General features: G+C 41.6%; 22 protein-coding genes. 10 read left to right on the plus strand and 12 right to left on the minus strand.

Annotation, left to right across the window (positions count from 1 at the left end):
- Positions 1-10 precede the first annotated feature (10 nt).
- Positions 11-2248, plus strand: coding sequence for a RelA/SpoT family protein (locus tag AB6811_RS12230; protein ID WP_369490755.1), 2238 nt, complete (start codon positions 11-13; stop codon positions 2246-2248).
- Positions 2249-2344: 96 nt separating this feature from the next.
- On the opposite strand, the gene AB6811_RS12235 is transcribed toward AB6811_RS12230, so the two are convergent.
- Both AB6811_RS12235 and AB6811_RS12240 read right to left on the minus strand, forming a co-directional pair.
- The gene (locus AB6811_RS12235; protein WP_369490756.1) at positions 2345-2734 is read right to left on the minus strand and encodes a NifB/NifX family molybdenum-iron cluster-binding protein; all 390 of its coding nucleotides are present in this window, start codon (positions 2732-2734) and stop codon (positions 2345-2347) included.
- Positions 2735-2773: 39 nt separating this feature from the next.
- Complete coding sequence (locus AB6811_RS12240; RefSeq protein WP_369490757.1) at positions 2774-3103, minus strand: DUF134 domain-containing protein; 330 nt, start codon at positions 3101-3103, stop codon at positions 2774-2776.
- A 926-nt stretch (positions 3104-4029) separates the two neighbouring features.
- On the opposite strand from AB6811_RS12240, the gene AB6811_RS12245 reads away from it, so the two are divergent.
- Both AB6811_RS12245 and AB6811_RS12250 read left to right on the plus strand, forming a co-directional pair.
- Entirely contained in the window at positions 4030-4503 is a 474-nt protein-coding gene (locus AB6811_RS12245; RefSeq protein WP_369490758.1) for a Fur family transcriptional regulator, read from the plus strand.
- Positions 4504-4636: 133 nt separating this feature from the next.
- Positions 4637-5905, plus strand: a complete 1269-nt coding sequence (locus AB6811_RS12250) for an adenylosuccinate synthase (protein ID WP_369490759.1) — start codon at positions 4637-4639, stop codon at positions 5903-5905.
- Between the two features lie 7 nt (positions 5906-5912).
- On the opposite strand, the gene AB6811_RS12255 is transcribed toward AB6811_RS12250, so the two are convergent.
- The 4 genes from AB6811_RS12255 to AB6811_RS12270 all read right to left on the minus strand — a co-directional run bounded on the left by AB6811_RS12255 (position 5913) and on the right by AB6811_RS12270 (position 9623).
- Positions 5913-6467: a hypothetical protein gene (locus tag AB6811_RS12255; RefSeq protein WP_369490760.1), complete on the minus strand. Its 555-nt coding sequence runs from the start codon at positions 6465-6467 to the stop codon at positions 5913-5915.
- Between the two features lie 133 nt (positions 6468-6600).
- On the minus strand, positions 6601-7998 hold the full coding sequence (locus AB6811_RS12260; RefSeq protein ID WP_369490762.1) for an MFS transporter: 1398 nt from the start codon (positions 7996-7998) through the stop codon (positions 6601-6603).
- Between the two features lie 133 nt (positions 7999-8131).
- A complete protein-coding gene (locus tag AB6811_RS12265) occupies positions 8132-8584 on the minus strand; it encodes an SPOR domain-containing protein (RefSeq protein WP_369490764.1) in 453 nt (150 codons plus the stop codon).
- A 115-nt stretch (positions 8585-8699) separates the two neighbouring features.
- Entirely contained in the window at positions 8700-9623 is a 924-nt protein-coding gene (locus AB6811_RS12270; protein WP_369490766.1) for a radical SAM protein, read from the minus strand.
- A gap of 97 nt (positions 9624-9720) precedes the next feature.
- On the opposite strand from AB6811_RS12270, the gene AB6811_RS12275 reads away from it, so the two are divergent.
- The 6 genes from AB6811_RS12275 to AB6811_RS12300 all read left to right on the plus strand — a co-directional run bounded on the left by AB6811_RS12275 (position 9721) and on the right by AB6811_RS12300 (position 14767).
- On the plus strand, positions 9721-11628 hold the full coding sequence (locus AB6811_RS12275; RefSeq protein WP_369490768.1) for an AMP-dependent synthetase/ligase: 1908 nt from the start codon (positions 9721-9723) through the stop codon (positions 11626-11628).
- A gap of 83 nt (positions 11629-11711) precedes the next feature.
- Positions 11712-12179, plus strand: coding sequence for a phosphate-starvation-inducible PsiE family protein (locus AB6811_RS12280; protein ID WP_369490770.1), 468 nt, complete (start codon positions 11712-11714; stop codon positions 12177-12179).
- Between the two features lie 91 nt (positions 12180-12270).
- Entirely contained in the window at positions 12271-13080 is an 810-nt protein-coding gene (locus AB6811_RS12285) for an O-methyltransferase (protein ID WP_369490772.1), read from the plus strand.
- Between the two features lie 25 nt (positions 13081-13105).
- Entirely contained in the window at positions 13106-13837 is a 732-nt protein-coding gene (locus tag AB6811_RS12290; RefSeq protein ID WP_369490774.1) for an ABC transporter ATP-binding protein, read from the plus strand.
- 77 nt (positions 13838-13914) lie between these two features.
- Complete coding sequence (locus AB6811_RS12295) at positions 13915-14463, plus strand: cob(I)yrinic acid a,c-diamide adenosyltransferase (protein ID WP_369490776.1); 549 nt, start codon at positions 13915-13917, stop codon at positions 14461-14463.
- A gap of 82 nt (positions 14464-14545) precedes the next feature.
- Positions 14546-14767, plus strand: a complete 222-nt coding sequence (locus tag AB6811_RS12300) for a DUF2795 domain-containing protein (RefSeq protein ID WP_369490778.1) — start codon at positions 14546-14548, stop codon at positions 14765-14767.
- 34 nt (positions 14768-14801) lie between these two features.
- On the opposite strand, the gene AB6811_RS12305 is transcribed toward AB6811_RS12300, so the two are convergent.
- From AB6811_RS12305 to guaB, 5 genes are read right to left on the minus strand one after another with little or no spacing between them, the layout of a single operon-like run.
- Positions 14802-16394, minus strand: a complete 1593-nt coding sequence (locus AB6811_RS12305) for an OstA-like protein (RefSeq protein WP_369490780.1) — start codon at positions 16392-16394, stop codon at positions 14802-14804.
- 11 nt (positions 16395-16405) lie between these two features.
- The gene (locus AB6811_RS12310; RefSeq protein WP_369490782.1) at positions 16406-17755 is read right to left on the minus strand and encodes a peptidylprolyl isomerase; all 1350 of its coding nucleotides are present in this window, start codon (positions 17753-17755) and stop codon (positions 16406-16408) included.
- 7 nt (positions 17756-17762) lie between these two features.
- Positions 17763-18602, minus strand: a complete 840-nt coding sequence (locus AB6811_RS12315; RefSeq protein WP_369490784.1) for a peptidyl-prolyl cis-trans isomerase — start codon at positions 18600-18602, stop codon at positions 17763-17765.
- Between the two features lie 4 nt (positions 18603-18606).
- Positions 18607-20574 carry a peptidylprolyl isomerase gene (locus AB6811_RS12320; RefSeq protein ID WP_369490786.1) on the minus strand — a complete coding sequence of 656 codons (1968 nt, stop codon included), beginning with the start codon at positions 20572-20574 and terminating at the stop codon, positions 18607-18609.
- Positions 20575-20616: 42 nt separating this feature from the next.
- On the minus strand, positions 20617-22098 hold the full coding sequence (gene guaB, locus AB6811_RS12325; protein WP_369490788.1) for an IMP dehydrogenase: 1482 nt from the start codon (positions 22096-22098) through the stop codon (positions 20617-20619).
- Between the two features lie 480 nt (positions 22099-22578).
- On the opposite strand from guaB, the gene AB6811_RS12330 reads away from it, so the two are divergent.
- Positions 22579-24627 carry a PAS domain-containing sensor histidine kinase gene (locus tag AB6811_RS12330; RefSeq protein WP_369490790.1) on the plus strand — a complete coding sequence of 683 codons (2049 nt, stop codon included), beginning with the start codon at positions 22579-22581 and terminating at the stop codon, positions 24625-24627.
- 259 nt (positions 24628-24886) lie between these two features.
- On the opposite strand, the gene AB6811_RS12335 is transcribed toward AB6811_RS12330, so the two are convergent.
- Entirely contained in the window at positions 24887-26992 is a 2106-nt protein-coding gene (locus tag AB6811_RS12335) for a S9 family peptidase (protein WP_369490792.1), read from the minus strand.
- Positions 26993-26996 lie beyond the last annotated feature (4 nt).

The following is a 26996-nucleotide window of genomic DNA, read 5'->3' on the forward strand; positions in this document are numbered from 1 at the left end:
TGGAAAAAGTATGAGTTTGCAAACCGACGAGGAAAAACTTCTTATACAATCGCATTTTGAGGATTTGCTTAATAGCTGCACCCGTTGTACCTCGCCTGAGGACAAAGAACTGGTGGTAAAAGCCTTTAACCTTGCCAACGAGGCACATAAAGGCGTTCGCAGAAAATCGGGCGAACCCTATATACTTCATCCCATTGCAGTAGCAAAAATTGTGACCAGCGAGATTGGACTGGGCGCAAAAGCTGTTGCCTGTGCCCTTATGCACGATGTGGTAGAGGATACAGACTATACCATTGAGGATATCGAAAGGATTTTTGGAAAGAAGATTGCCTCCATCATCGATGGATTAACCAAGATTACTGATGTTTTTGATGCAAACTCAACCATTCAGGCCGAAAATTTTAGGAAAATTCTCTTAACCCTTGCCGACGATATTCGGGTAATACTTATTAAACTGGCCGATAGGTTACATAACATGCGAACCCTAGAGTCGCTGCCGGCTACCAAGCAAATGAAAATTGCCAGCGAGACCATCTACCTTTATGCACCACTGGCTCACCGTTTAGGACTCTACGCCATTAAAACAGAGCTTGAGGACCTAAGCTTAAAGTACCGCTACCCTCAAGTATACGAAGAGATAAGGAGTAAAATTGCCGACAACGAGAAGCGAAGGGTGCAACTTATCAATCACTTCTCGTTACCAATTATTCAGAAACTTGAAGAGAATAACATCGATTTTGAGATCAGTGGAAGACCAAAATCAGTTTACTCCGTTTGGAAAAAAATGCAAACCAAAAACGTTTCGTTCGAGGAGATATACGATTTACTTGCAGTCCGCATAGTTTTTAATCCCTATCCACACATACCAGAAAAAACCCAGTGCTGGCACATTTACTCGCTGATTACTGATATTTACAAGCCAAAGCCCGACAGGTTGCGCGATTGGGTTAGCACCCCAAAGGCTAACGGATACGAAGCTCTGCACTGTACCGTGATGGGCCCTGACGGGAAGTGGGTTGAGGTCCAAATTCGCTCGCGCCGAATGGACGAAATTGCAGAACGAGGTTTTGCTGCGCACTGGCGGTACAAGGAAATGGATGCTACCAGCCAGGAAAATGAACTCGATAAGTGGATTCGACGCGTTAGGGAGATGCTGGAAAATCCACAAGAAAATGCACTTGAGTTCCTCGACGAGTTTAAGCTAAACCTGTTTACCTCCGAGATTATTGTATTTACTCCAAAAGGCGAAACCCGTAGTTTGCCTAAGGGAGCAACCGCCCTCGATTTTGCCTATGAAATTCATACTGAGGTTGGGAATAGAGCTATAGGTGCCAAGGTTAACCATAAGCTGGTTCCATTAAGCTATCAGCTCAACACGGGCGACCAGGTAGAAATAATCACTGCAGCCTCACAAAAACCAACATGGGAATTGCTCAATTTTGCTACTACGGCCAAAGCTAAAGCAGCCATTAAAAACGCCCTTAAAGGAGAAGTAAAGAATAGGATAGAGAAGGGGCAGCAATTGCTTGAGGAAAAGCTTTTAGAGATGGGTATTCAACCCTCATCGCGTGTATTCAAGAAAATTCTACCAGCTTATGAGGTTTCATCAAAGGATGAGCTTTATGCCAAAATTGGTTCAGGGCTTATCAACCTCGATAACCTGAAAAAGATTCTGAAAAAGAATACCCAAAGCAAGTGGATTAAGTACTGGAAGTTGCAGCTAGGCTTTGGCGCTAAAAAGGTAGAGCCTGAAAGCGAAATCCAAACAAAGTACGACTTAAAAAAGCCCATAGTGCTTGGCGCCGACACTGACTCCGATAACCCGTCATATCTTGTAGCAAATTGCTGCAACCCAATTCCAGGCGACGAGGTTATTGGGTACCTCTCGCCCGATGATATTGTAATTGTTCACAAGGCAACCTGTGCCGAGGCTGTTAGGCTCATGGCTCAACATGGCGATAAGATTGTTGCTGCAAAGTGGACCACTCAGAAAGCCCTATCGTTCCTCGCCCGTGTTGAGGTTAACGGAATGGACCGAATCGGGATTATCAGTGAGCTTACCAAAGTGATTTCCGATGAGCTTATGGTGAACATTCGCAAATTCCATATCGAAAGCCACGATGGCATTTTTGAGGGCTTTATTGACCTATACGTGCATGATGTTACTCACCTTAACAACCTGATACTAAATATTATGAAGGTTAAGGGAATGGAGAACGTTCGGCGAATGGATAAGTTTGATGATTAAACCCGGATTACACACCATTGCAATGTGCAACCCGGGTTAATGTTTATTCCTCAGGTATTTCTATTTATCAACCGCAATGAGTTTATTCAAAACGTGTTAATGGTTACACGAGTGACCATGTTCGCCATGGTGTGAGCCATGATGATGTTCATGATGGCTACAGCTTTCTCCTGAGTCCGCTAACTCGCCGTTGATGTAGAGATCAACAACCTCATCGGTATTTCCAGAGCAACCCCTAACTACCTGAATGCCATGGGCTGCAAGCACATTAATAGCTCCTGAACCTATTCCTCCGGCAAGCATTATTTCAACACCCATTTGTTGTAAATCAAGTGCAATGTTCGATTTACAGCCACAGCCCTGGGGCGATCCAAGCGTTTCCTTTGCTGTTACTTTGCCGTTCTCAATGGTGTAAACCGTGTAGAACTCACAATGACCAAAATGTTCATCAACATGGCCATGTCTGGTTGGTACTGCAATTTTCATAATCATTTTTTTTTGTTAGTAAACCACTTATTCTCTATATCAAATGTGTTCTGAATTCTGATTATTTAGCTGATCGCAGAATATTTCAGTTTGGCTTTTGTTGATTCTAAGAGCCATACCGTTTGTAAGCGCTTTCGCCACCTTGCTCCTTGCCTGCTCAAGTATCCGCCCAAAGGTTTGCCTTGAAACCCCCATTTGTTTTGCTGCTTCTTCGTGATATAAACCTATACCGTCGGCAAGCCTTATTGCCTCAAGCTCGTCAGCTTCTAAAACTACGATTTCCATCAAGTGTAAGGGTTTACCGGCAGGCTTGAATAAATGAATATCGGGGGAATGGCAGATTCTTCGTGGACACTTGCTTCTTGGCATATGCTCAAAATATTTTTCACAAATGTAAGCATATGCCCAAAATGATAGCTATAATTAATGTTAAAATTTTAGGCAAGGCCTATAATTAACAAACAACTACTACCATTGTCATCCCGAGCGGAGTGAAGGATCTCTAATAGACCTCAATGAGATGTTTCGCTAGCGCTCAACATGACAACATTATTACAAGTAATTTTCAACGAATAACCATCCTTGTCATGCTGAGCTAGCCCAAGCATCTCTTTACCTTTAATCCTTGTTTTTTTGGAAATCGCTATTTGCCATACTTTTCTTTTGCGATGCAACGTTTCAGTGTTACTCTTTGGAAAATGTATTGCGTGCATCGCTATACATATGGCAATAATCATGGTGTTACAAATATTACGCCCCTACGGGGCTTAATACGTTGTTCGTTGTTCGTTATTCGTAAAACTATTGTCATGCTGAGCTCGCCGAAGCATCGCTTTACCTAAAACCCTTTTATTCTTGTTGTTTTTTTTGGAAATCGCTATTTGCCATACTTTTCTTTTGCGATGCAACGTTTCAGTGTTACTCTTTGGAAAATGTATTGCGTGCATCGCTATACATGTGTTAATAATCATGGTGTTACAAATATTACGCCCCTGCGGGGCTTAAGACGTTGTTCGTTGCTCGTTGTTCGTGAAACTATTTTTTAACTTTTAACTTTTAACTTTTAACTAGTTCTAACTTCCTCTAACTCCATCATATTCCATCTATTCCGACTCATTCCGACTCATTCCGACTCATTCCGATTCATTCCGATTCATTCCGATTCATTCCTCAAGAAATTAGCCCGGTTAATTCATGGCGCTTCGGATAAACTTTTTCTATGTTTTACTGTTTGATGTTGTATAACAAAAATTTTATCCTATTTTTGCTATTTAAAGTAAGTCTAAATTTAAGCTATGACCTGCAGCGATACTAAACTTGTTGTAAAACGCATACTCACCGATTACCTGGAGCGTAAAGGGCACAGGAAAACTCCCGAACGTTTTGCCATACTTGACGAGATTTACTCCCAGGAATCGCACTTTGATATAGAAACGCTCTATATCAAAATGAAAAATAAAAACTACCAGGTAAGTAGGGCGACGCTCTACAACACTATCGACTTGTTACTGGAGTGTGGGCTAGTAATAAAACACCAGTTTGGTAAAAATTCATCGCTATACGAGAAAGCTTATGAATGTAAGCAACACGATCACCTTATTTGTAGTCGCTGTGGTAAAGTAATTGAGTTTTGCGACCCCCGAATACAGGAAATAATTAACTCCGCCCAAAAGAATAGCGGATTCACTATTTCGCATCACTCGCTTTACCTTTATGGCCTTTGTAAAGATTGTCAAACCGAAATAGATAAGGTTGATCTTTCCCTTTAGATTGTTAATATCTTCCTTTTCAAAATTGTGCTAAAAGCATTACCTTTATATGCTTTTTGGCTTGAAAATTTGTGTGAACAATTGGTTTCGCTAAGGTTTTTATTTGCCAAAAGTAGCATAATTATTAAAGGAGATGAGTAAAGTTGATATTCTATTAGGCCTCCAGTGGGGCGACGAAGGGAAAGGGAAAGTTGTTGATGTTCTAACTCCCAATTACAGTGTAATTGCACGATTCCAAGGTGGTCCAAACGCAGGTCATTCCTTGGAGTTTAATAACATTAAACATGTGCTGCATACCATTCCTTCAGGGGTATTCCATCCTGGCTGCTTAAACTTAATTGGCAATGGTGTAGTAATTGACCCAATTATCCTGGCTGAGGAAATACACTCGCTTGAGAAGCTTGGGGTAAACCTGAAAAAATCGCTCAAAATTTCAAAAAAGGCTCACCTTATTTTACCCTCGCACCGTGAGCTCGATGCGGCATCGGAGGCAGCAAAGGGAAAAGGAAAGATAGGCTCAACCCTGAAGGGAATTGGCCCTACTTACATGGATAAAACCGGACGCAATGGGCTACGTGTGGGCGATATCCTTTTACCCGATTTTAAGGATAGATACAATTTCCTAAAGAACAAACACAAGGAAATATTAAGGCAATATAACTATTCAAGCAACATTGAGCAGCATGAGGAGGAGTGGTTTAAGGGCATAGAGCTTCTACGTCAGTACGACCTTATCGACTCTGAGTACGAAATAAATAGCTACATCAAACAGGGAAAAAGGGTGCTTGCGGAAGGTGCTCAGGGATCATTGCTCGATATCGATTTTGGTTCTTACCCGTTCGTAACCTCATCGAACACTATTTGTGCCGGCGCTTGCACGGGGTTGGGTATTGCTCCCCATGCGGTGGGTGAGGTTTACGGCATATTCAAGGCATACTGTACCCGAGTAGGCTCTGGACCATTCCCCACCGAGCTTGATAACGAGATTGGCGAAAAGATGCGAAAGATAGGCGTTGAGTTTGGTGCCACCACTGGACGGCCGCGTCGTTGTGGTTGGCTCGACCTAGTTGCATTGAAGTATGCTATTATGCTCAATGGTGTAACCCAGCTAATAATGACTAAACCCGATGTGCTTGATTCCTTTGAAACCATCAAGGTTGCAGTAGCATACAGGGTAAACGGTATTGAAACCGACAGGTTGCCCTACGATATTAATACGCCCATTGAGCCGGTTTACAAGGAGTTTAAGGGTTGGATGACCGATATTTCAGGCTTCAAATCCGATAGTGATTTGCCTGACGAGCTAATGGCTTACATCCAGTTTATTGAGCAGGAAACAGGCGTTCCGGTTAGGATTATTTCAGTTGGACCAAACAGGGACGAAACAATTGTAAGGGAATGAAAAACAGTTAGAAAGATATTTTTACAAAGGGATTTTCAATAGGCTTGGTATATTGCCAGGCCTTTTTTGTACGATAGTTGCTCAACTCCCAAACTACCCCGCTAAGACCTGAGGATTGATCCATTAACCTTGAACTTACCTCAAGGTTGGTTTCAATTTTTTCTCTAAACTCGTTGTCGGCAAAAACTCGTAACCCGAGGTACTTTACTGAGTTAATGTTTCCTGAAAGGCAGGTAGGCCAAACATAGTTTCCGGTAGGCGAACATACCAAAACATTCGTTTCCCACTCAATGGTGTATGGTTGAGTTCCTTTTTTATTCAGCCAGTCTTTACCAAACTTAAAGCTAAGCGTGTTTTCCGATGTAACTTTTTTCTCAAGGCTACCTTTCCAAATAACATTACCCTTTGAGTCGGTAATTCTTGCTTTACTTCTATTAACTATAACTTCCTGCGCTTTTGGGAAGTTAATGGATAGTGTATTGGATATCTGATCTTGAATAGCTGTAAACGAAACTATTGTTGAAATAAGTGTTGTGCTCTCATCTACGGTTTGCATCTCCATTGCAAACCTATCAATCTCTATTTGTGTACCAGAAATTTCTTGAGAGAAACTTTGTTGTGAAAAAGTTAATAAACAGAAAAATGCAAAGAAAGAGGACATCCGCAATGCGGACATCCTCTTTAAAAATGAAAAATTACTTTTGAATATTTGGCAGTTCAAGTCCATAACCCTTTTTCTTATCTTCAGCCTTAAGCAGTAATGCAAAAACTAGGGCAAGTATTCCAAGCGAAGTGAAAATTATCATTGGTATAGTGTAGTTGTAGGTATTAACTGTTACGCCTTCAACCACTTTTTGACCGGTTACACAGTACTTATCGAGCACCCAACCAATAAGGGCAGGAACACCCATTAAGCCCCAGTTTTGTACCCAGAAAATTAATGAGTAGGCAGTTCCAAGCTGATTCTCCGGGATAATTTTAGGAACTGAAGGCCACATTGCCGAGGGAACCAATGAGAATCCAATACCCAGAATAATAATAAGTACAATTGCAATAATCCAATGGTTGAGGAATGGGATTGAGAACATGGTGTGCACAAAGATAAGCAGAAGTGAGCCAATCAGCATGATAGTTGCCCCTTTGCCTTTCCTGTCGTAAATATTCCCGAAAAAGGGAGTAAGCAGTATGGTACCAAAGGGTAACATGGCAGGTATTGTGCCGGCAAGCGATTCATCAACACCAAACTTGTTTACCATTAAATCGGCGGCATACTTAAGGAATGGGAATACGGCTGAATAGAATAGTACACAAAGTATGGCAATGTACCACCAACCCTTGTTGGTAATGATATTGAAAATATCCGATATCTTAAATGCTTCCTCCTCGTTGGTTACATTGTTACTCTTGTCGTATTCGGCTTGGGAAGCATCGAGCTTCTTATCCATAAAAGTGTAAATGATAAATGAAATTAAGCCAATTACGAGAAGAATCAAGCAGAAAAGGATGGGCTTTGAAACATGGCCAAAAGCCTTAGCAATGGGTACCGATGTAGCCAAAGCAAGCGCAGTACCCAAACGGGCAGTAGCCATTTCCAAACCCATAGCAAGCGCTAGCTCCTTGCCCTTGAACCATTTTACAATGATTTTTGAAACGGTAATACCGGCCACTTCAACACCTACACCAAAAATAGCATACCCCAATGCAGCCATAAACACTTGTGCTTTAATGGGGAAAATCCATAGAATATTCCATACCTGCCCATCGAGCATATGGGTGGAAACAGCCCAGAACTTAATGGATGTACCAATAACCATTATGGTGGCAGCCATTAGACCGGTAAACCGAACACCCATTTTGTCGAGGATAATACCGCCAATGATTAGCATGAAAAGAAATACATTAAACCACCCGTAGGCGCTTGTAAAAAGTCCGTATTCTGAACTATCCCATGAGAGTTGTTGCTCTAAAAGCCCTTTCAGCGGGGCCATCACATCGGTTAAGTAGTAACCGGTTAACATGGTAAAAGCTACAACTGCCAGGGCTGTCCAACGCGCCCAGGCATGATCGCGCAGTGTTTGTCGAATCTTTTCCATTTAGTTTAAAAATTAGGTTTAGTTTGTTTTGTGCAGCAAATAAAATCAAAATAGCTCAAACCAAATACATTTTTTGTCAATAAAATAAAAAACCGCCTAAAAATTGGCGGTTTTATAATTGTATATTCAACATTTACTTATTTTCGTATACCCACATCTCCATGGGTTCGTCGGGGCGTTCAGAATTAATGCGCTCAATTTCGTTAAAAGCTTTGCTATAGGTGTCGTACTGACCAATTGAAACCAACTTAAAACCATTGGGTGAGTCAAGTATTTTTGTTTTGTTAAAACCCAATTTATGAACTTCTTCCTCCCATGCTGTTGCATTTGAAGGCACTTTAAAACTACCAATAATCACATGAAAACGGTAAGTGGCTTCATACTCTTGCTGTTTGCGCAACTCCTCCTGGCGGGCTTGCTCTTCGGCTATTCTTTTTTGTTCTTCCTCAAAAGCTTTTGCTTTTGCTATGCTGTCCTCTTTGGCTTTTTGCAGGGCAATGGGGTCAACCTTTTTGTCTTTTTTAAAGTACTTGCAACCAGTGCCAACAAATGCTGCCAGTACTATAAACAGTATAATTCTTTTCATAGGGTTTCTCGGTTAAGGTTTAATTTCAGTGCAATATATATACAAATTTTCAATAAATCAAAATTTAGCGCTAAAAGTTCAAGCAACCGTGCTGATTTTAATCCTTTTAGGTTATTTATTCGGCAAAGGGAGTGTTACTTTCAAAATCGGGACGGTAAAATTGGTTGCTAATCAAGTCTTGAACCCAGCCCCTGAAGCCATGATTTTCCAATACTTCAATAACTTTTTGGTACTCATCTTTACCCACGTGTTGGTTTAACTCTTTAGGAAGTTTAAGTCCTGAAGGAGGGTAGTACTGTGACATAAGTGAGATGTAAAGTCTTGGGGAAATCTCCTCGGCAAGGAAGTTGAGAAGTTTAATGCTGTCGTTGGCATGACCTGGCAGAACTAAATGCCTGATAATCATTCCAAACTCTGCTAAACCCTCGTTGTTTAGGATTAGGGTTGAACCCTTTTGCCTATACATTTCTTTAATGGCTTTTGATGCTACCTGAAAATAATCCGATACCCCTGAAAACCTTAGCGCTAATGTGCTGTCGTAATATTTTAAATCGGGTAAGTAAACGTCAACTATACCCTCAAGCATTTTTAGGGTTTCAACCTTATCGTATCCATTGGAGTTGTATACAATAATAGGCTTATAGCCCGATTTATTCAATGAATTTACAATATCAACCATCTGGGCCACTTGGTGCGACGGTGAAACAAAGCCAACCATTCCAATACCAGTGTTGAGTATGCTTTTTATCTCATCAACAATTACTTTAGTATCGGTTAACCAGTTTCTACTTTGCTTTGTATTTCTACTAATTTGGTGGTTTTGGCAGAAAATGCATTGCAGGTTACAATGCGCAAAAAAAACGTTACAAATTCCTTTTTCACCTGATATAATTGGCTCCTCACCTTTGTGAGGAAAAATTGATGATACAACTGGATTTACCCCAACATTACAGAAACCAGTCTGGGCATACCTATCAATGCCGCATTCATGGGGGCATAGGGTGCAGTAGCTTAAATCAAAGATTTTATTTTCATCCATGCCACAAAAATACTAAACCTATTTTAGGTATGATTAGGTGAGTTGCAAAACAAAATTTTATAGTTTTGTCTATGCTAATGGTGAAAATTTTGAAACGATGAAAACAATAATCGATCTTTTTGAGGAGAGCGTAAGTAAGTTTTCCGATAATCCTTACATTTGGGAGAAAGTAACCGATAGGTACGAACCAACATCTTACACCCAAACACGAACTGAGGTTTACCGTTTAGCTGCAGGGCTATTAAGCCTTGGAGTAAAGAAAGATGACAAGATTGCGTTACTGAGCGAAGGACGCAAGCTTTGGGTAATAAGTGAATTGGGGATACTCTATACTGGTGCTGTAAATGTTCCTCTTTCGGTAAAGCTAGATGGTAATGACTTACTATTCCGATTGGTTCATTCCGAAACATCTATGATTTTTGTATCGGGACAGCAAGCATCAAAGGTTGAAAAGTTACGCTCACAGTTACCTAACGTCAAAAGGGTAATATACCTCGATCAGCCGGAAAGGTTAGAGGGCGACGATCTGTTCGTTGGTGATGTTTTAAAGCTAGGCGAAGAATTTCTTAAGAATAACCCCGGAAAAGTTGAGGAGGTTTCAAAAAGCATTAAACCTGCCGATTATGCCAATATCAGCTATACTTCAGGCACCACAGCCGATCCTAAGGGTATAATTCTTTCGCATAGAAACTACACTGCTAATGTTGAGCAGGCCTTAACCCTTATGGAGATACCTGTTCATTATAAAACGCTGCTAATTCTCCCGCTCGACCACTGCTTTGCGCATGTAGCCGGTTTATACTCATTTATGGCTAAGGGAGCAAGTATAGCTACCGTTCAGGTTGGCAAGACCCCCATGGATACTTTGAAAAATATCCCCATAAACATCAAGGAGCTTAAACCAAACCTTTTACTCAGCGTGCCCGCTTTAGCCAAGAACTTCAAAAAAAATATTGAAAACGGCATAAGGGCAAAGGGAAAATTTACTGAGGCGCTTTTTAACCACGCCCTGAAAATCTCCTACAAGTACAATAAGGAGGGTTGGAATAAGGGAACCGGCTTTACTTTCATTTACAAGCCCCTTATATGGCTTTACGATAAAATTTTATTCAGCAAAATACGCGAGGTATTTGGTGGTGAGCTCGATTTCTTCATTGGTGGCGGGGCATTACTTGATATTGAGCTACAACGCTTTTACTATGCCATTGGAATTCCAATGCTACAAGGCTACGGATTGTCGGAAGCAACTCCCATTATCAGTTCAAACTCGTTAAAACGCCATAAACTGGGTTCATCGGGTCACCTGGTAAAATACCTTGAACTTAAAATTTGCGATGAGAATGGCAATGAACTACCTGTAGGGGAAAAAGGCGAAATTGTTGTCAAGGGCGAGAACGTAATGGTGGGTTACTGGAAGAACGAGAAGGCAACCGCCGAAACGGTGCGCGATGGATGGCTTTACACTGGCGATATGGGATACATGGACAAGGATGGCTTCCTTTACGTTTTAGGAAGGTTCAAAAGCTTGCTTATTGCCAGCGATGGCGAAAAGTATAGCCCCGAAGGAATTGAAGAGTCGTTGGTTCAGCACTCCAAGTTTATTGATAGTGTTGTGCTTCACAACAACCAAAAGCCTTACACCACAGCCCTAATTGTTCCCTCAAAGGAGGCACTGAAAAAAGCCATTGCGGCTAAGGGTATCGACCCTGAATCGCACGAAGCCGCCAAGGAGGCCATTGCCATAATAAACAATGAGATAGCCCGCTTTAAACCCGGTGGCGAGTTTGGCGATATGTTCCCTGAACGATGGCTACCTACAACCTTTGCCATTCTTGATGAACCCTTTACTGAGCAGAACGGTTTAGTTAATAGTACACTGAAGGTAGTTAGAGGAAAAGTTGAAAAACTCTATGAGAATCGCCTGGAATTCATGTACACCCCAAGTGGCAAAAATATTGTTAACGATGCAAATATCCAGTCGGTTCAAAGCTTACTTAAAAATTAAGAACTATATCATCACAAATTTGTTGTAAGGAGGGCACTTAAATGTCCTCCTTTTTTTTAACTTTACTAAAAAGACTTTAACGCATGGAACGATACCTTAAAGCACTACAAAGGGGAATAATTTACTTAACCCTTTTTATTATCTCGCTACTATTAATTATAGCGTTAATTGACGTTTTTATTAAGCTATACGATGGGTTGATAAATAATCCACTTCGAGCTTTTATTGAATTGCAATATCCTCAGCTTATCGATTTATTTTTAGTAATTATTATTGGGGTTGAGCTACTGGAAACCATAAAAGGTTTCCTCAGGGACGAGATACTCCATGTGGAGCTTGTGGTTTTGGTTGCCATAATTGCTATCTCACGCAAGGTTATAGTATGGGGAATTTCAAAAACCACATCGCAGGAGATGTTTTCCCTGGCTGCCATGCTGGCTGCCCTGGCATTAACCTATTGGGTTATTAAAACTTGCTATAAAAAGAAGTATAACAAGTTAGGGTCAAACCTTCCAAAGGCAAATTCTAGTTGTGGCGATGTTAATGTTTGATAATATTAGGTGTAATAAACTTTTTTTAACACATCCAGCGGAGGTTTAAACTACCCTGGGGCTTACCTTAGCATTTCATAGAATAGCGAAAATGAGAAAGGGAGCCTTGGGGATTTTGATGAGTTATCTTCATTTCAGGAAGAAATGCTTACCGAAAGGGGGATATGGCATACATTCACCTTTTGTTTTTGATCTGTATACCACTACAATTGAAAACGATAGCAGGGAATCGGTCTTTGAGAGTATTGAAGTGTACCGCAAGGAGCTGTTAGGCTGCGATATTGGAATTATTCGTAAATCGATTGCCGAAAGCCTGAATGGGGGATTTAGAGGAGAACTGGTTAAGCTAAGTAGAATTGCCCGAACTGCTTCTGTACCACCACACCTGGGGAGGTTGCTATACAGGATTGTAAATCGCTTTAAACCCAATGTAATGCTCGAACTTGGAACATCGGTTGGTATTAGCTCAATGTACATTGCCAAGGCAAACCCACAAGGAGTTCTTTATACCATTGAAGGCGATGAAGCAGTTTTTGGAATTGCCCAAAAACGTTTCGATACCATGAATATTACAAATATTAAACCCATTTGTGGTATATTTGAAACAGAATTGCCAAGTATTGCAAGGGAAGTACCCGGTTTCGATTTTGTTTTTATTGACGGTGACCATAACGGGACTAAACTTTTGCAGTATTTCAACGTCATACTTCCAAAGTTAAATGAAAATTCAGTGGTTGTGGTTGACGATATTCGCTGGAGTAACGATATGGAAGATGCCTGGAGGGAACTCAAGGCCAACAGGCAAGTGTCAGTTTCCATTGACCTGTTTAGGTGTGGAGTGCTTTTCTTCAGGAAAGGCATAGCCAAACAAAATTTTATGCTTCGATACGGACCATTCTAACAAGTAAAATATAATAACCTAGTATATGAGCGAGCATTACTTAATCAACATTACAAACATTAAAAAGTACTACCAGGTAGGAAGCGTTGTTGTGAAAGCCTTAAAAGGGGTCGACCTAACCATAAAACGTAATGAGTATGTAGCAATTATGGGGCCTTCGGGTTCTGGAAAATCAACCCTGATGAACATTCTGGGTTGTTTGGATACGCCAACCGATGGTACCTATATACTCAATGGAACAGATGTAAGCAAGTTGTCCGACGACCGGTTAGCCGAAATCCGTAATAAGGAAATTGGGTTTGTTTTCCAAACCTTCAACCTCTTACCCCGTTACACTGCACTCGATAATGTAATGCTACCGCTAATTTATGCCGGAATACCAAAACATGAGCGTATTGAAATGGCAAAGTTAGCCCTTAAGAATGTTGGGCTTGACGACCGAATGGAACATAAACCAAACGAGCTCTCTGGCGGTCAGCGTCAGCGCGTTGCCGTGGCACGAGCCCTAGTAAATAGCCCTTCTATCATTCTCGCCGATGAGCCTACTGGTAACCTCGACTCAAAAACATCTATCGATATTATGAACCTTTTCGAGGATATCTATGAGCAAGGCAATACCATAATTGTTGTTACCCACGAGGAGGATATTGCCCGCCATGCCCGGAGAATTGTTAGGCTCCGTGATGGTCATATTGAGTCGGATGAACCAAATCCAAACCCTATTCTAAGGCAAAAAGTTGTAATTACTGAACAATAAATATTGGTTTGCGTTGATTTAAATATTTCTTGTTTAAACAAGGTAGATAAACTATATTGCAACGCAACAATTATTGTATGAAAATTTACACAAAAACAGGCGATAAGGGCTCAACATCGCTGATAGGCGGAACTCGCGTTCCCAAGTACCATCCACGGATTGAAACCTATGGCACAGTAGATGAGCTGATTGCATTCACCGGTTTGCTCCGCGACCAGGATATCGATAGACACACTGTTGAAACCCTCATATTTATTCAGGATAGGTTAATGAACTGTGCATCGATACTTGCTGCGGACTGCACCGATTGCAAGGTAAGGATACCTAAGATTGAAAGCGCCGATATACAACGTCTGGAGAATGAGATTGATGCCATGGATGCTCAGCTTGAGCCTTTAACATCGTTTGTGCTACCCGGAGGTCATCCGGTTGTTTCGTTTTGCCATGTTTGCCGAACCGTTTGCCGCAGAGCCGAACGTTTGGTTACTCACCTAGCTGAAGAAACACCACTCCCTGAAAATCTTGTAGTTTTCCTTAACCGGCTTAGCGATTACTTTTTTACCCTTTCACGGAAACTTGGCAAGGATTTTGGAGTTGAGCAAATAAAATGGCAGCCTAATTTGTAATTCCAAAAAATTTATATATTTGTGTGGTTGTCAATAAAGATATTTTACTGACAATCAGTTTTTTAATAAACTTAAAAGCACTATGTATTGGACATTAGAATTAGCATCCAAGTTAGAAGATGCACCATGGCCAGCAACAAAGGAAGAGTTAATTGATTACGCCATTCGTTCTGGCGCACCTCTTGAGGTAATTGAAAATCTTCAGGAGCTGGAGGACGATAATGAAATTTACGAGAGCATTGAAGATATCTGGCCCGACTATCCTACAAAAGAAGACTTTCTTTTTAACGAGGATGAGTACTAAAAAAATTAAGGAGAGGTTAACCTCTCCTTTTTCCTTATTTGCTTTTGCTGCCTAGTATTTCGAGTCGCTTTTTATTACCAAGTTCCACCGGTTGCACCTTAAAGTCCCTTGGTATTATGCTGTTCCTATTAGCCGGACGTTTAGCCTCATGCCATTTGAAACCCTTAAGCATAACATCTTCCTGTTCAACTTTCTCAATGGGGTAAAGGTTTGATGATGGTTTCTCGCGGAAGGTAACCCGGCTTACTTTATTATCCTTTACCAGGATTGAAATTTTTGCACTCTCGGAACGGTTGGCTAATGTAAGAGTGTTGCCATCGCGTATAAAGTAAACCGCTTGCCCATTTCCATTTACATCAATCTTTTCCGCCTTACCGTTATTAAAAAATGCGGTTATGGTTTTACCTTTAATCTGGTTGTAAAATTTGTCTTGCTCAAATGAGGTAATGAAGGCATTGCCGTTAAAATCCATTCGGTTTATTTTGTTATTTTTTGAGTGAATGGTTATGTGTTCGGCAGTCATTTGGTTTACATCGTTCCAGAGGATAGGATCAACATACATATCAATTGCCGAGTCGCGGGTGTTGTATAACATTGAGTCGCATAGCCCCTGAACATCGCGCCTGTAAAAAGTAACATTGCCTAGCGCTTTAAGAATTCTATAGGTGGAGTCCGTTGATTTTTCATGTTTTTTGCTAACTACTTTAAAGTAGTTTGCCTTAAGGAATAAACTATCGGAATCATCAATTAGCATCAGGTAGGGGTTGTCCGTTACCTCGGCTTGCTCGGTTTCCTGCCAAAAATTAGCTTTTTGCCCATAGATGTAAGCCCTGTTAACAGTGTCAATTAGCACTACATTTCCAATTGCCCGGGCAAACTTACTGGATTTGTCGTAGAAAATGTTGTCGCCAAATATTTTATTCTCCTTGCTAAGTATGTAAGCATTTTGTTGTAGGTTGGTTTGCTCATTTTTTTTATTGTACCAACCCTTTTCGCAGTAAGCAAAATTATCCTTATTAAAGATGTGGGTTGGTCCAAAGAAGTAAGCAAGTTCATTCTTGGTGCTGTAGCTAAGGGAGTCGGTGTATATTGTTCCATCGGGGTCAACCATCACTACGTTTCCAGCAAACGATAGGAGGTTGGAAGAGCGGTTAAAGTAGCCCCGCTGGCTGGTTAGCTTCGACTCCTTTGAGGTAATTACACCCGGAGTTGTATAGTAGGCAACATTCGTTTTTGAGTTAAAGTATAGGGTTTGGGTAGTAAGCGTGGTTTCGTCGTCAATTAGTTTAACCTCTTTTCCGGTTATCTTACCTACTGAGGTTTTGCCATCAAAGTGAAGGGTTTGACCGGTTATTCGGGTTGAACCCTGTTGAATGCTAACATTACCAAAGGCATCAAACCAGTTATCATCGGGATTATGGTAAGCGCTGTCGCAGACTATACGGGTGTTTTCGTGCTGAAAGCGTACATTCCCAATATACCTGATAATTTTCTGGCCATCAATATTGAGGTTTTTCATGCTCTTTGCCCCTTCAAACCTAATTCGGGTTTTTTGTTGAGCTTGAGCGCCTGTGAGCAATCCCAGCAGAATAGGTATAATAATAAGAATACGAAGTATGGATTTCATCTCAATTATGCCTACTTTATCCAACCCTTACTTTGGAAATCGCAACTATGAAAATCATTATCAATCCTGATGTAGAACGATTTTATTTTTTTTGAAACCCAGTCCCTGAGTATCTCGTTTTCCTTACTCGACTTGGCCATTTCCTGAATTTTATCGTAATCGTCTTTCAGGTTAGCCTTATGGGCAGGCACAATTCGTTTAACCTTGATGATTTTAAAAACGATATTTGCAAGCTCATCGCGCGACTCAAAGGGTGCGCTATACTCGCCCTCTTTTAGGTCTTTTATTGCATAAAAGTCCGATGGCTGCAAGTGCTCTTTCTCAAACAGCGAGGTATTGGTAAAGGGGTTGATCATCAAGCCCTTGTTTAGGTTTGATTTTTTATCCTCGGAGAAACGGAGCGCAGCGTTCTCAAAGGTAATACTATCGTTGCGGATAAGCGTGGCAATGCTGTCGAGCTTTTGAACTGCTTTTGAAAGCAAATCGGTTGTGAACTGAGGTTTGAGAAGGATATGCCTAACGTTTACCTGGTCGTTTCGTCGTTCAATCATCTGGATGATGTGCAATCCGTACTCGGTTTCCACCACCTGGCTAATTTGACCTTCCTTAAGGTTAAATGCGGCATCGGCAAATGCCTTAACAAGCTCTTCGCGTGAACGGAAACCCAACTCTCCGCCCTTTATGGCCGATGCTCTATCCTCAGAGTAGAGGGCGGCAAGGGTTGAAAATCGTTCACCATTAAGTATTCGATTACGAATCTCAAGCAGCTTTTCTTTAGCCTCAAGCTTAGCCTTTTCGGCATCGGGGGGATAAATTGCAATCTGTTGAAGTTCGTACTGCATGGGTATGTCGGGTAGGCTATCGGAGGGAATTTTCTTGTAAAAAGCTTTTACGTCCGATGGGGTTATTTTAACCTTATCTACAATCTTACGCTGCATCTGCTGGGTTAGCTGTTGCTCGCGTATGATTTCTCTTAAATCATCTTTAATTTCAAATATCGGTTTGTTAAAGTAATTCTCCAGTGCCTTTTCCGATCCAATTTGATTGATAAAGTACTTTAAACGACGGTCAACTTCGCTTTCAACTGAACCTTCGTTTACCTCAATACTATCAATTTTGGCCTGGGTTATTAGAAGTTTCTGAATAAGGAGTTGCTCCAATAACTGGCAACGGTCGATATTAGCATTTGTACTGCCTTGCATTTTAATGCGCAGGAGTTCCTGCTCAACATCGGATAGAAGTATGCGCTCATTTCCAACAACTGCAATTACCTTGTCGATAGAGATATTTTCCTGCGCGTGCGAACTAAAACTAAACGAAAAAATCAATAAAAAAAGTGTAGGTAAACTAAATGCTTTCATGGTTGTACTATTTGTAGATTTCAAAATTACGATCGTCTTTTGCTTTAATAAACAAATTGCGTTCCAGCTGGTCAATCAGGTTTTGCTTTCGCGCGTTAATAATTAGCTGTTTTATCTCGTTTGTTATGTAGGCGAGAGGTGCAGTTTCGCCTTGCTCTTTAACCTCACGCAGCGAAACCAGGTAGATGAAACTGCCGTCTTCCATTTCAATGTATTGTTTTGAAAAGGTCTCCTTTACATTATCGATTGTGTAAGGAAGCTGACGGGTAATTACCGAGAATGGTATCCATTGGTCACTGAAAAAATCGTAGAAAATGGCCGCCTGATAGGCCAAATTATCCAGGAGTTGTATGTCCTCCTGTTTCTTAGAACGGTATATTTCCTTGATCTTTGGGGTTTGTGGGGCTTCCTTGCGGAGCTTTATGAATAGTGCTTTAACTATTGGCTCTGATAGAACAAAGTTATCCTTGTTGGAGTAGTAGTACTGCTCTACCTCTGTTTCCTTAACCAGTGTATCGAGTTTTTGGTTTACGTAAGCCTGCTCGTACTTGTGGATTAGTAGCGAGGCCCTATAATCTTCCAGCTGACGTGCCACATTTTTCTCCTTATCGGTAAGGTTGTTCTCGGCCTGTTTTAGCAGGAGTTGAGTTTGAATCCACTTTTCAATGTAAGCCTTAGCAATTAGTATACTGTCCTCCTTACTTACATTTGTGAGGAAAATATTTTGAAGGTCGCTTTCGTAGAGGTACTTATCGTATACCCTTGCTACAGGCCGGCTATTATCGGCGTTTTGGCAAGCAGTAAGTAAGCCAGTTACTACAATCAGCGAAAAAAGTAGTCTATTCATTTTTTTATTTATTGAGATTTTCAAGTAGCCTACTGTAAGTGTCAGTGTTAATATCCACCTTGTATTTTTCCTTAAGCGTTTGAACCCATGATTCCTCCAGATAATTCTGATAATCAGCTATAACTTCTGCCCTGCAGTCGTTTAGCTCCTTAGGCTCACCTGTAGTTGTTTTACTGATATGTACTACAAGGTGTTTGTCGTTCTGAACACTACTGTTAATACCTGAGTTCCATTGGGTATAACCTGAAAGCAATGGATTATCGGGGAAGCCTACCTGTTGGTTGTAGGTAACATTTTGTGCCTTCTTATTCCATTTCTTAACGAGTTCATCAGGATTTATTGCCGGGTTCTTTTTTAGGCTCTTTACTAGCGCCTGGGCAATCTTACTATCAGAGGTTTGGTAAACGGTAAAGTAAATTTTTTCGCCCCACAGATACTTATCGCGGTGGTTCTCGAAAAATGTGTTGAGTGCCGTGCTATCAGATGCTTTTGTCCATACCTCGCGATTCGATATCTCAAAAAGCAGCATACCTTCGAGGTATTCGTTGGCAAGCTGTTTAAATTCTGGATATTTTTGGGGTAAAAGCGATTTTTCTAGGTTAATTATGGTTTGGTTTACCCAATCGGTATAAATAGAGCTGATGAACGATTGGATGGAATGGCTCCTGCTTTTTTGCTGGTTCTGCCCAATAAACTGGAGCAAGTCGGATAGTGTATAATTCAATCCTTTTACAACCAGTAAGGTTGGGTTTGTTTTGATGCCTGGAACTTTCCAATCGCCTTTAAAAATTGTGGAATCGATAAGCGATGAGAGAAGTTTAGCTGATTCGGCGGGGAACTCCTTAACCCCGTACTCCTTTTTGAGTTTGTTAATGAATGAGGTACGTATGAGCATGGTTCTGCTGTCGCGAGCCAGTAGGTTTTTAATCTCTGCCTGCATCTCCTCGAACTCACCCGGGAGCTTTCTATCAAGAAGTTTAACCACATGCCACCCAAATGAGATTTGAAAGGGCTTGGAGATATCGCCAATATCTTTTAGGGAAAAAGCAACCTCCTCGAACTCAGGTATTATTTGGCCGGAACGAATCCAGGGTAGTTCGCCACCGTTCGGGGCTGTACTGTTGTCCTGCGATTCCTTTTTGGCTAGTTCGGAAAAGTTTTCACCGTTAAGGAGGCGGTTATGAATGTCAACTATTTTTTGGCGGGCGTTTTCCATTTCCTGAGGCGAAGCATTGGGGTTAACCCTCACCATGATGTGGGCAACCTTAATTTGCCCCTTGGCAGGGCGACGACCGTGAACCTTAATGATATGGTAACCAAAGCGGGTGCGAACCGGCATCGAAACCGAATCGACTGGAGTATTGTAAGCTGCACTTTCAAAGGGGTAAACCATTTGAAAGGCTGAGAACCAACCAAGGTAACCATTGTTTCGGCTAACCGAAGGATCGTTGCTAGTGGTTAATGCAACTTTGCCAAAGGGTTCGCCGCTAAGAACTTTGGAGCGAGCCTCAAGGGCTTTTTGGTAGTACTTAAGAGTATCGGAACCCGTTACTGTTTCAGGAATGCTAATAAGGATGTGGCTGGCACTTACCTCTTCCAGCATACGCTGATATGCCTCACGGGTTAACCCATCGAGCGTTTCCTGATCAATGAGGTACGCTTGCGCAAGCTGATCTACATAACCATTATACTCATTCCTGAACGAAGATAGGGTGTCGATTCCTGCATCGCGGGCTGCTTGAACCTTTAGCTTAAAGTTGATGAAAAGGTTTAGGTAGTCATCAAGGGTCGATTTATCAATTTTAGTACCAGTAGCCTTGGTGTTTTTAATGTAAAGCGATATAAACTCATCAGCTGAAATAGGAGTATTGTTGATAGTTAAAAGCGTTTCAGAGCCCTGTTTCTGGGCATAAGCAATTTGTCCTGCTAACACTCCGGCTGTAATGATTGCTACTCGAAATACCTTTCTCATCGGTTTTGGGTTTAAGGTTACCTTACAAAACATTAGTTTGCACTAATAGCTGGTATCGCGACTATAGTTTGGAGCCTCGCGGGTGATTGCCACGTCGTGGGGGTGGCTTTCAATAATACCTGCATGAGTAATCCGAACGAACTTGGCTTTTTTGAGCGCATCGAGGTTTGGTGCGCCACAGTAGCCCATACCGGCACGTAGGCCGCCAATAAGCTGGTAGAAAACCTCGGAGAGGGTTCCCTTGTAGGGAACGCGAGCTACAATGCCTTCGGGTACAAGTTTTTTAATGTCGTCCTCAACATCCTGGAAGTAACGGTCCTTGGAGCCCTGCTGCATGGCGTCGAGTGAGCCCATTCCTCTGTACGACTTGAACTTACGGCCATTGTAAATGATTGTTTCTCCTGGCGATTCTTCCACACCTGCAAATAGCGATCCGGCCATAATGGTATCGGCGCCTGCCGCTAGGGCTTTCACAATATCGCCTGAGTAACGAATTCCACCATCGGCAATTACAGGAACGCCTGAGCCTTGAATGGCACTTGCAACGTCCCAAATAGCGTTTAGCTGAGGAACACCAACGCCTGCAACAACACGGGTTGTACATATTGAACCCGGGCCAATGCCTACTTTAATCGCATCGGCTCCAGCATCAACAAGCATTTTAGCGGCATCGGCTGTGGCAATGTTCCCAACAATCACTTCAAGCTTGGGGAATTCCTTTTTCACCATTTTTAGCATCTCAATCACACCCTTGCTGTGGCCGTGTGCTGTATCAATAACAATGGCATCAACATCAGCCTCGTATAGTGCCCTTACGCGAATAAGTGTATCGGCTGTAACTCCAACACCTGCTGCAACCCTTAAACGCCCCTTGGCATCCTTACTGGCATTGGGATTATCTTTTACCTTGGTGATATCCTTGTAGGTGAGCAAACCAATTAGCTTATTATTCTCGTCAACCACCGGAAGTTTTTCAATCTTATGCTGTTTTAGTATTTCGGTTGCCTTTTCAAGGTCAATCGACTGGCTGGTTGTAATAATTCCTTTCGATGTCATTACATCCCTGATGGGGGTACGCAAATTCTCCTGAAAGCGTAGATCCCTGTTGGTAACGATGCCTATAAGGATGTTCTCGTTGTTAACTACGGGAATGCCCCCAATACGGTACTCCTTCATCATGGCAAGGGCATCACCAACAGTAGCGTCGGGATGAATGGTAACGGGTTCATAGATCATTCCATTCTCGGCACGTTTTACCTCGCGTACCTGGCGAGCCTGCGCCTCAACCGACATATTTTTATGGATAACCCCTATGCCTCCTTCGCGGGCAATGGCAATGGCCAGTGCCGATTCGGTTACCGTATCCATGGCGGCCGAAACAATTGGCGCTTTAATTGTAATGTTTCGCGTAAATCGCGATGTCAAATCAACATTGCGGGGTAATACTTCTGAGTATGCCGGAACTAACAGCACATCGTCGAAGGTTAAACCTTCGGCTACTACTTTATCATCTAAGAACGACATGGCTAACTGGTTTACTGTTTAAAAATGCGGCAAGTTACAAAAAAATAGCATACCTGCAATTGGCTCAGCCCAATATGCAGCTCTGGCTATGTTATTTTTTGCAAAACCCTAAAAGGTAGTTGTTGACATTTTGTGTTAACCCAGGTGCAATGAATTAAAAAATTATAAATGGGCTTGTTTCTAGAGGAATGGGTCGGAATGAATCGAAATAAGTCAGAATATGAGGAAGTTAGAGGAAGTTAGATGAAGTTAGAGGAAAATAGAACAGATAAATCTAAGAATTTTGATAATCAAATTTAACCTAACAAAAAATAGAACGCAGGTTACACTGATTAAATAGATTTACGCAGATTTTCAATAAGCACCAAACGCCAACCATAAAAAACTAAACACCTTTAAACACTTAACAAAAAACGTTGATTCAAATCCCCAAAAAAAAAAGTAGCTGATTTTTTTATTGTTATGTAAATTTACAATATCTTGAAGTATAAAATTGAAAGAATAATTATGGATGAGGTTGAGATCAATGCAATACTTGCAGAGCTTGATGATTTAAGGAAGAAGTACGAAGAGCTAAAGGCTCTTCATGATGCCCAAAATAAGATTCAAAGCGATATAGAAAGCAGATTGCTTGATAGCGAAGCCCGTAATGCTGCACTGTTATCGGCCAACCCTGATATGATGTTTGTTTTCGATAAGCAAGGTTATTTTATTGACTACAATGGAGGGCTTAATGAGATGTATGCACCTCCGGAATTCTTTGTGGGTAAAAGAGTTGATGAAGTCTTGCCTGAACAGGTTGCAAAATTAACCCACGAAAAGATAAAGCAGCTTTTTGAAACCGGTAAAATGCAGGTTTACGACTACGACCTTGTTATTCAGGGTAAAACAATGTTTTTTGAAAGTCGCCTTGTTAAGTATGGAACTGATAAAGCATTAGCCGTAGTAAGAAATATTACCCAAAGGAAGAACTATGAAATTACCCTAAAGGAAAGTGAACTGCGATACCAGGAACTGTATAACCTTTTACGATTACTTGCCGATACGGCTCCCGATATGATTTGGGCCAAGGATGCTCAAAAGCGATATATTTTTGCCAATAGGGCAATGTGTCAAGAGTTGCTCAATGCGTCTGACACCAATGAACCAATAGGTAAAACCGATTTATTTTTTGCTCTTCGCGAAAGGGAGAAACATCCAGAGGATCCCAACTGGCATACTTTTGGAGAGCTATGTATGGATTCCGATGAAATTACAATGCGGGAGCTGCGCCCCATGCAGTTTGATGAGTATGGTAATGTTAAGGGCAAATTCATGTTCCTTGATGTTCATAAGGCCCCCATTTTCAGTAACGATGGAAAGTTAATGGGAGTTGTTGGTACGGCCCGTAACATTACTGAAAAGAAGGAGATGGAGGAAAAGCTAAAACTATCAGAACAAACATACAAAGGAATCCTAAATAGTATTTCGGAGGCAGTTTACATTCAGGATGAAAATGGAGTTTTTATAGATGTAAACGATACTGCCACCCGAATTTACGGTTACCCTCGTGACTACTTTATAGGCAGAACTCCTGAATTCCTGTCGGCGCCAGGGTATAATAACCTAGAGCAGGTTGCGCAGTGCGTGAAAAAGGCTTTCCATGGCGAACCTCAGGTATTTGAATTCTGGGGGATACGGCACGATGGAGCCTACTTCCCCAAGATTGTAAGCCTTACGCCAGGAGTATATTTTGGTAAAAATTGTGTAATTGCGGTGGCACGCGATATTACTGAACAAAAGAACTGGGAAAAAGAGATACTCGAGGCAAAGAGTAAAGCCGAGGAAAATGATAAGCTAAAATCGGCCTTTCTGGCCAATATGAGCCATGAAATTAGAACTCCATTGAACGGCATAATGGGGTTTGTGCAGCTTATGCGTAACCCAAATTTGTCCAAGGAAGATTTTGAAAAATACCTAAATGTAATTGAAAGAAGTGGTGAGAGGCTTAATGAACTGTTAACCGGCCTTCTCGATATGGCTAGAATTGAGGCAGGCCAAGTCAAAGTAATTTACAAAAGGACCAATATTGCAAGCCTGGTAAAGTACGTAACCGAATTTTTTACCCCCGATGCAAGGGTAAAAGGTTTAGGAATAACTCATAAAATCAATATTCCTGAGCAGTTAGTTGAGATTGAAACCGATGGCTACCTGTTACAGGATATCTTTTTTAACCTGATTAAAAATGCCATAAAATATACAAATAAGGGAAACATAACCATTGGTTGTGAGTATTTTGATAGTTCACTACTATTTAAGGTAAGCGATACAGGTATTGGAGTACCACGGGATAAGCAAAAAGTGATTTTTGAACGCTTTGTGCGAGCCAATAATGATTTGACTAATCCGGTTGATGGTGCTGGTTTGGGATTATCAATAGCAAAGGCTTACGTTGAAAGACTTGGTGGTAAAATTTGGTTGGAAAGCGAACCCGGTAAGGGCTCAACCTTCTACTTCACTATTCCCTTAAGTCCAAATGTTAACTTCTAATTCATCAACTGACTAAAATTCGTCAACTGTTTTTTTCGATAAACAGTTCCCCTCTATAAATGTTTCCGCCTTCCATTTTGATTATCTCCGCTGAATTTGTTAATCCATAGCATTTCGGATTAACTGTTCACTTTTTGCTATTCCTCTAACTTCCTCATATTCCGTCACATTCCGATTCATTCCTCTAGAAACAAGCCCGCTTGAATTTTTAAATTCATGGTACTTGGGTTAAATAGCCGTCTCCCTTTGCCAGAAACACTTATTCGGTTATACCCCACTGGTTTAACATGTAAGCATATATAAAGGCCTGTTCCTTGAGCTGAAGGTACCTACCCGATGATTGGCTATGGCCAAGCGACATATCAACCCAAAGCAAAATTTGGCTGTTACCGGTATTATTAGCCCGTAGCTTAGCCACCCACTTTACGGGCTCAAAGTATTGCACTTGATTGTCGTTGTAGCCCGATGTAACAAGCATGTTAGGGTAGGGCATCTTTTTAATTTGGTCGTAGGGCGAGTACGATTTTATGTAGTAGTAGAAGGTAGAATCGTGAGGATTTCCCCACTCGTTGTATTCAACAGTAGTTAATGCTTGTGTTGAATCGAGCATCGATGTAAGCACATCTACAAAAGGCACCTCTGCAACCACAGCTTTGAATAGATCGGGGCGCATGTTTAATGCTGCTCCCACAAGTAATCCGCCAGCGCTGCTACCATGAGCTATAAGTTTTGAAGCTGAAGTATAGCCATCGGCAATAAGTTTCTCGGCGCAAGCAACAAAATCGGTAAAAGAGTTTTTCTTGTTCAGGAGTTTGCCTTGGTTATACCAGTTCCGTCCCATTTCCTGTCCGCCTCGCACATGGGCAACTGCATATACTACACCTCTGTCAAGTAAGCTAATGAGATTTGGATCGAAGGTGGTGTTGATGGAGTAACCGTAAGCACCATAGCCGTAAAGGAGCAAGGGCGTGTTTGGGCTAAACCTGGTACCTTTCCTATATACCAGTGATATTGGAATCGTTGTACTGTCCGGTGCAGTTGCCCAAATCCGCTTTGACTCATATTTAGTTGGATCAAAACCACCCAGAACTTCATTCTGCTTGAGCAGCCTTTTTTTGCGGGTAGTCATGTTGTATTCGCATGTGGAACCGGGAGTGGTAAACGAGGTGTAGTAGTAATAAAAAAGATTAGTGTTAAACTCAGGGTTTACTGAGGGAAGAGCAGTGTAAACCTCCTCGCCAAAATCGATATAGTGCTGCTCCATATTCAGTAGGTTTACTACCCTAACCTTCAATAGCGCATCGCGGCGTTCGGTTGTTACTATGTGGTTTTTAAAGGCTTCCATGGTAAGAATTAGTACCGAGGAGTCGGCAGGGATTACCTCTTTCCAGTTCTTAAGTGTTGGGTTGGTAACTGGAGCCCTAAGCACCTTAAAATTGGGAGCGTTTAGGTTGGTTAAAAAGTAAAAATGACTGCCTGAGTGGTCAACGCTATACTCAAGGTTCTGTTCTCGCCCCACTATCAATCTAAATTTATCTAAGGGCTTTTCGGCGTCCAGGTACCAGCACTCACTTGCAATTCCATTGGATGTTGATATTATTACGAAGCTGTGCGATTTTGTGGTAAACACATGTGCCCTGAAAGTTTTGTCGGTTTCCTTAAAAACCGGGACATCATCGTATGGTTGGAGTATGTCGTGGCGGAAAATGGCTGATGGGCGCAGGGTGCTATCCTTGAAGGCATAGAAAACAAATCGGCAATCCTTAGTCCAGGCAACCTCACCGGTTGTGTTTTCAATTTTATGCTCCAAAATCCGACCCGATGCCAAGTCCTTGAAGTAAATGGTAAAAAGCCGTTTCCCCAGGGTATCAACCCCAAATGCCATGAAATGGTTATCGGGCGAGATATCAATGCTTGCAATCTGGCAGTAGCGATGGCCTGCAGCAACCTCGTTCTCATCAAGTATTATTTCTTCAGGCGCATTCATGGATCCCTTTCGCCTACAGTTAATGGGATACTCTTTGCCTTCCTCGTATCGAATATAGTAGTAGTAGCCATTCATGAAAACAGGAACAGTAATATCGTCGCCTCGTTTGCGTGAGCGCATTTCAGCAACCAACCTATCCTGCAGGTTCAGGGTAGGTTCCAATACTGCGTATGTGTAGGCATTCTCAGCCAGCAAATGGTCAATTACCTTTTGCGATTCACGATTCCGTAACCAGAAGTAAGGATCGATGCGTGTATCGCCAAACATAACCAAAAGCGTATCGTGTTGTTCAGCTAAAGGCGCAGTGGGTACTAAGGAACAGCCCGAAATAATGAGTGTAGCAAAAAAAAGAAAAGTATTTTTTAAGGCTCTTATCATCTAC

Origin of the sequence: Tenuifilum sp. 4138str, assembly GCF_041102575.1 — a bacterium.
GTDB classification, from domain to species: Bacteria; Bacteroidota; Bacteroidia; order Bacteroidales; family Tenuifilaceae; genus Tenuifilum; species Tenuifilum osseticum.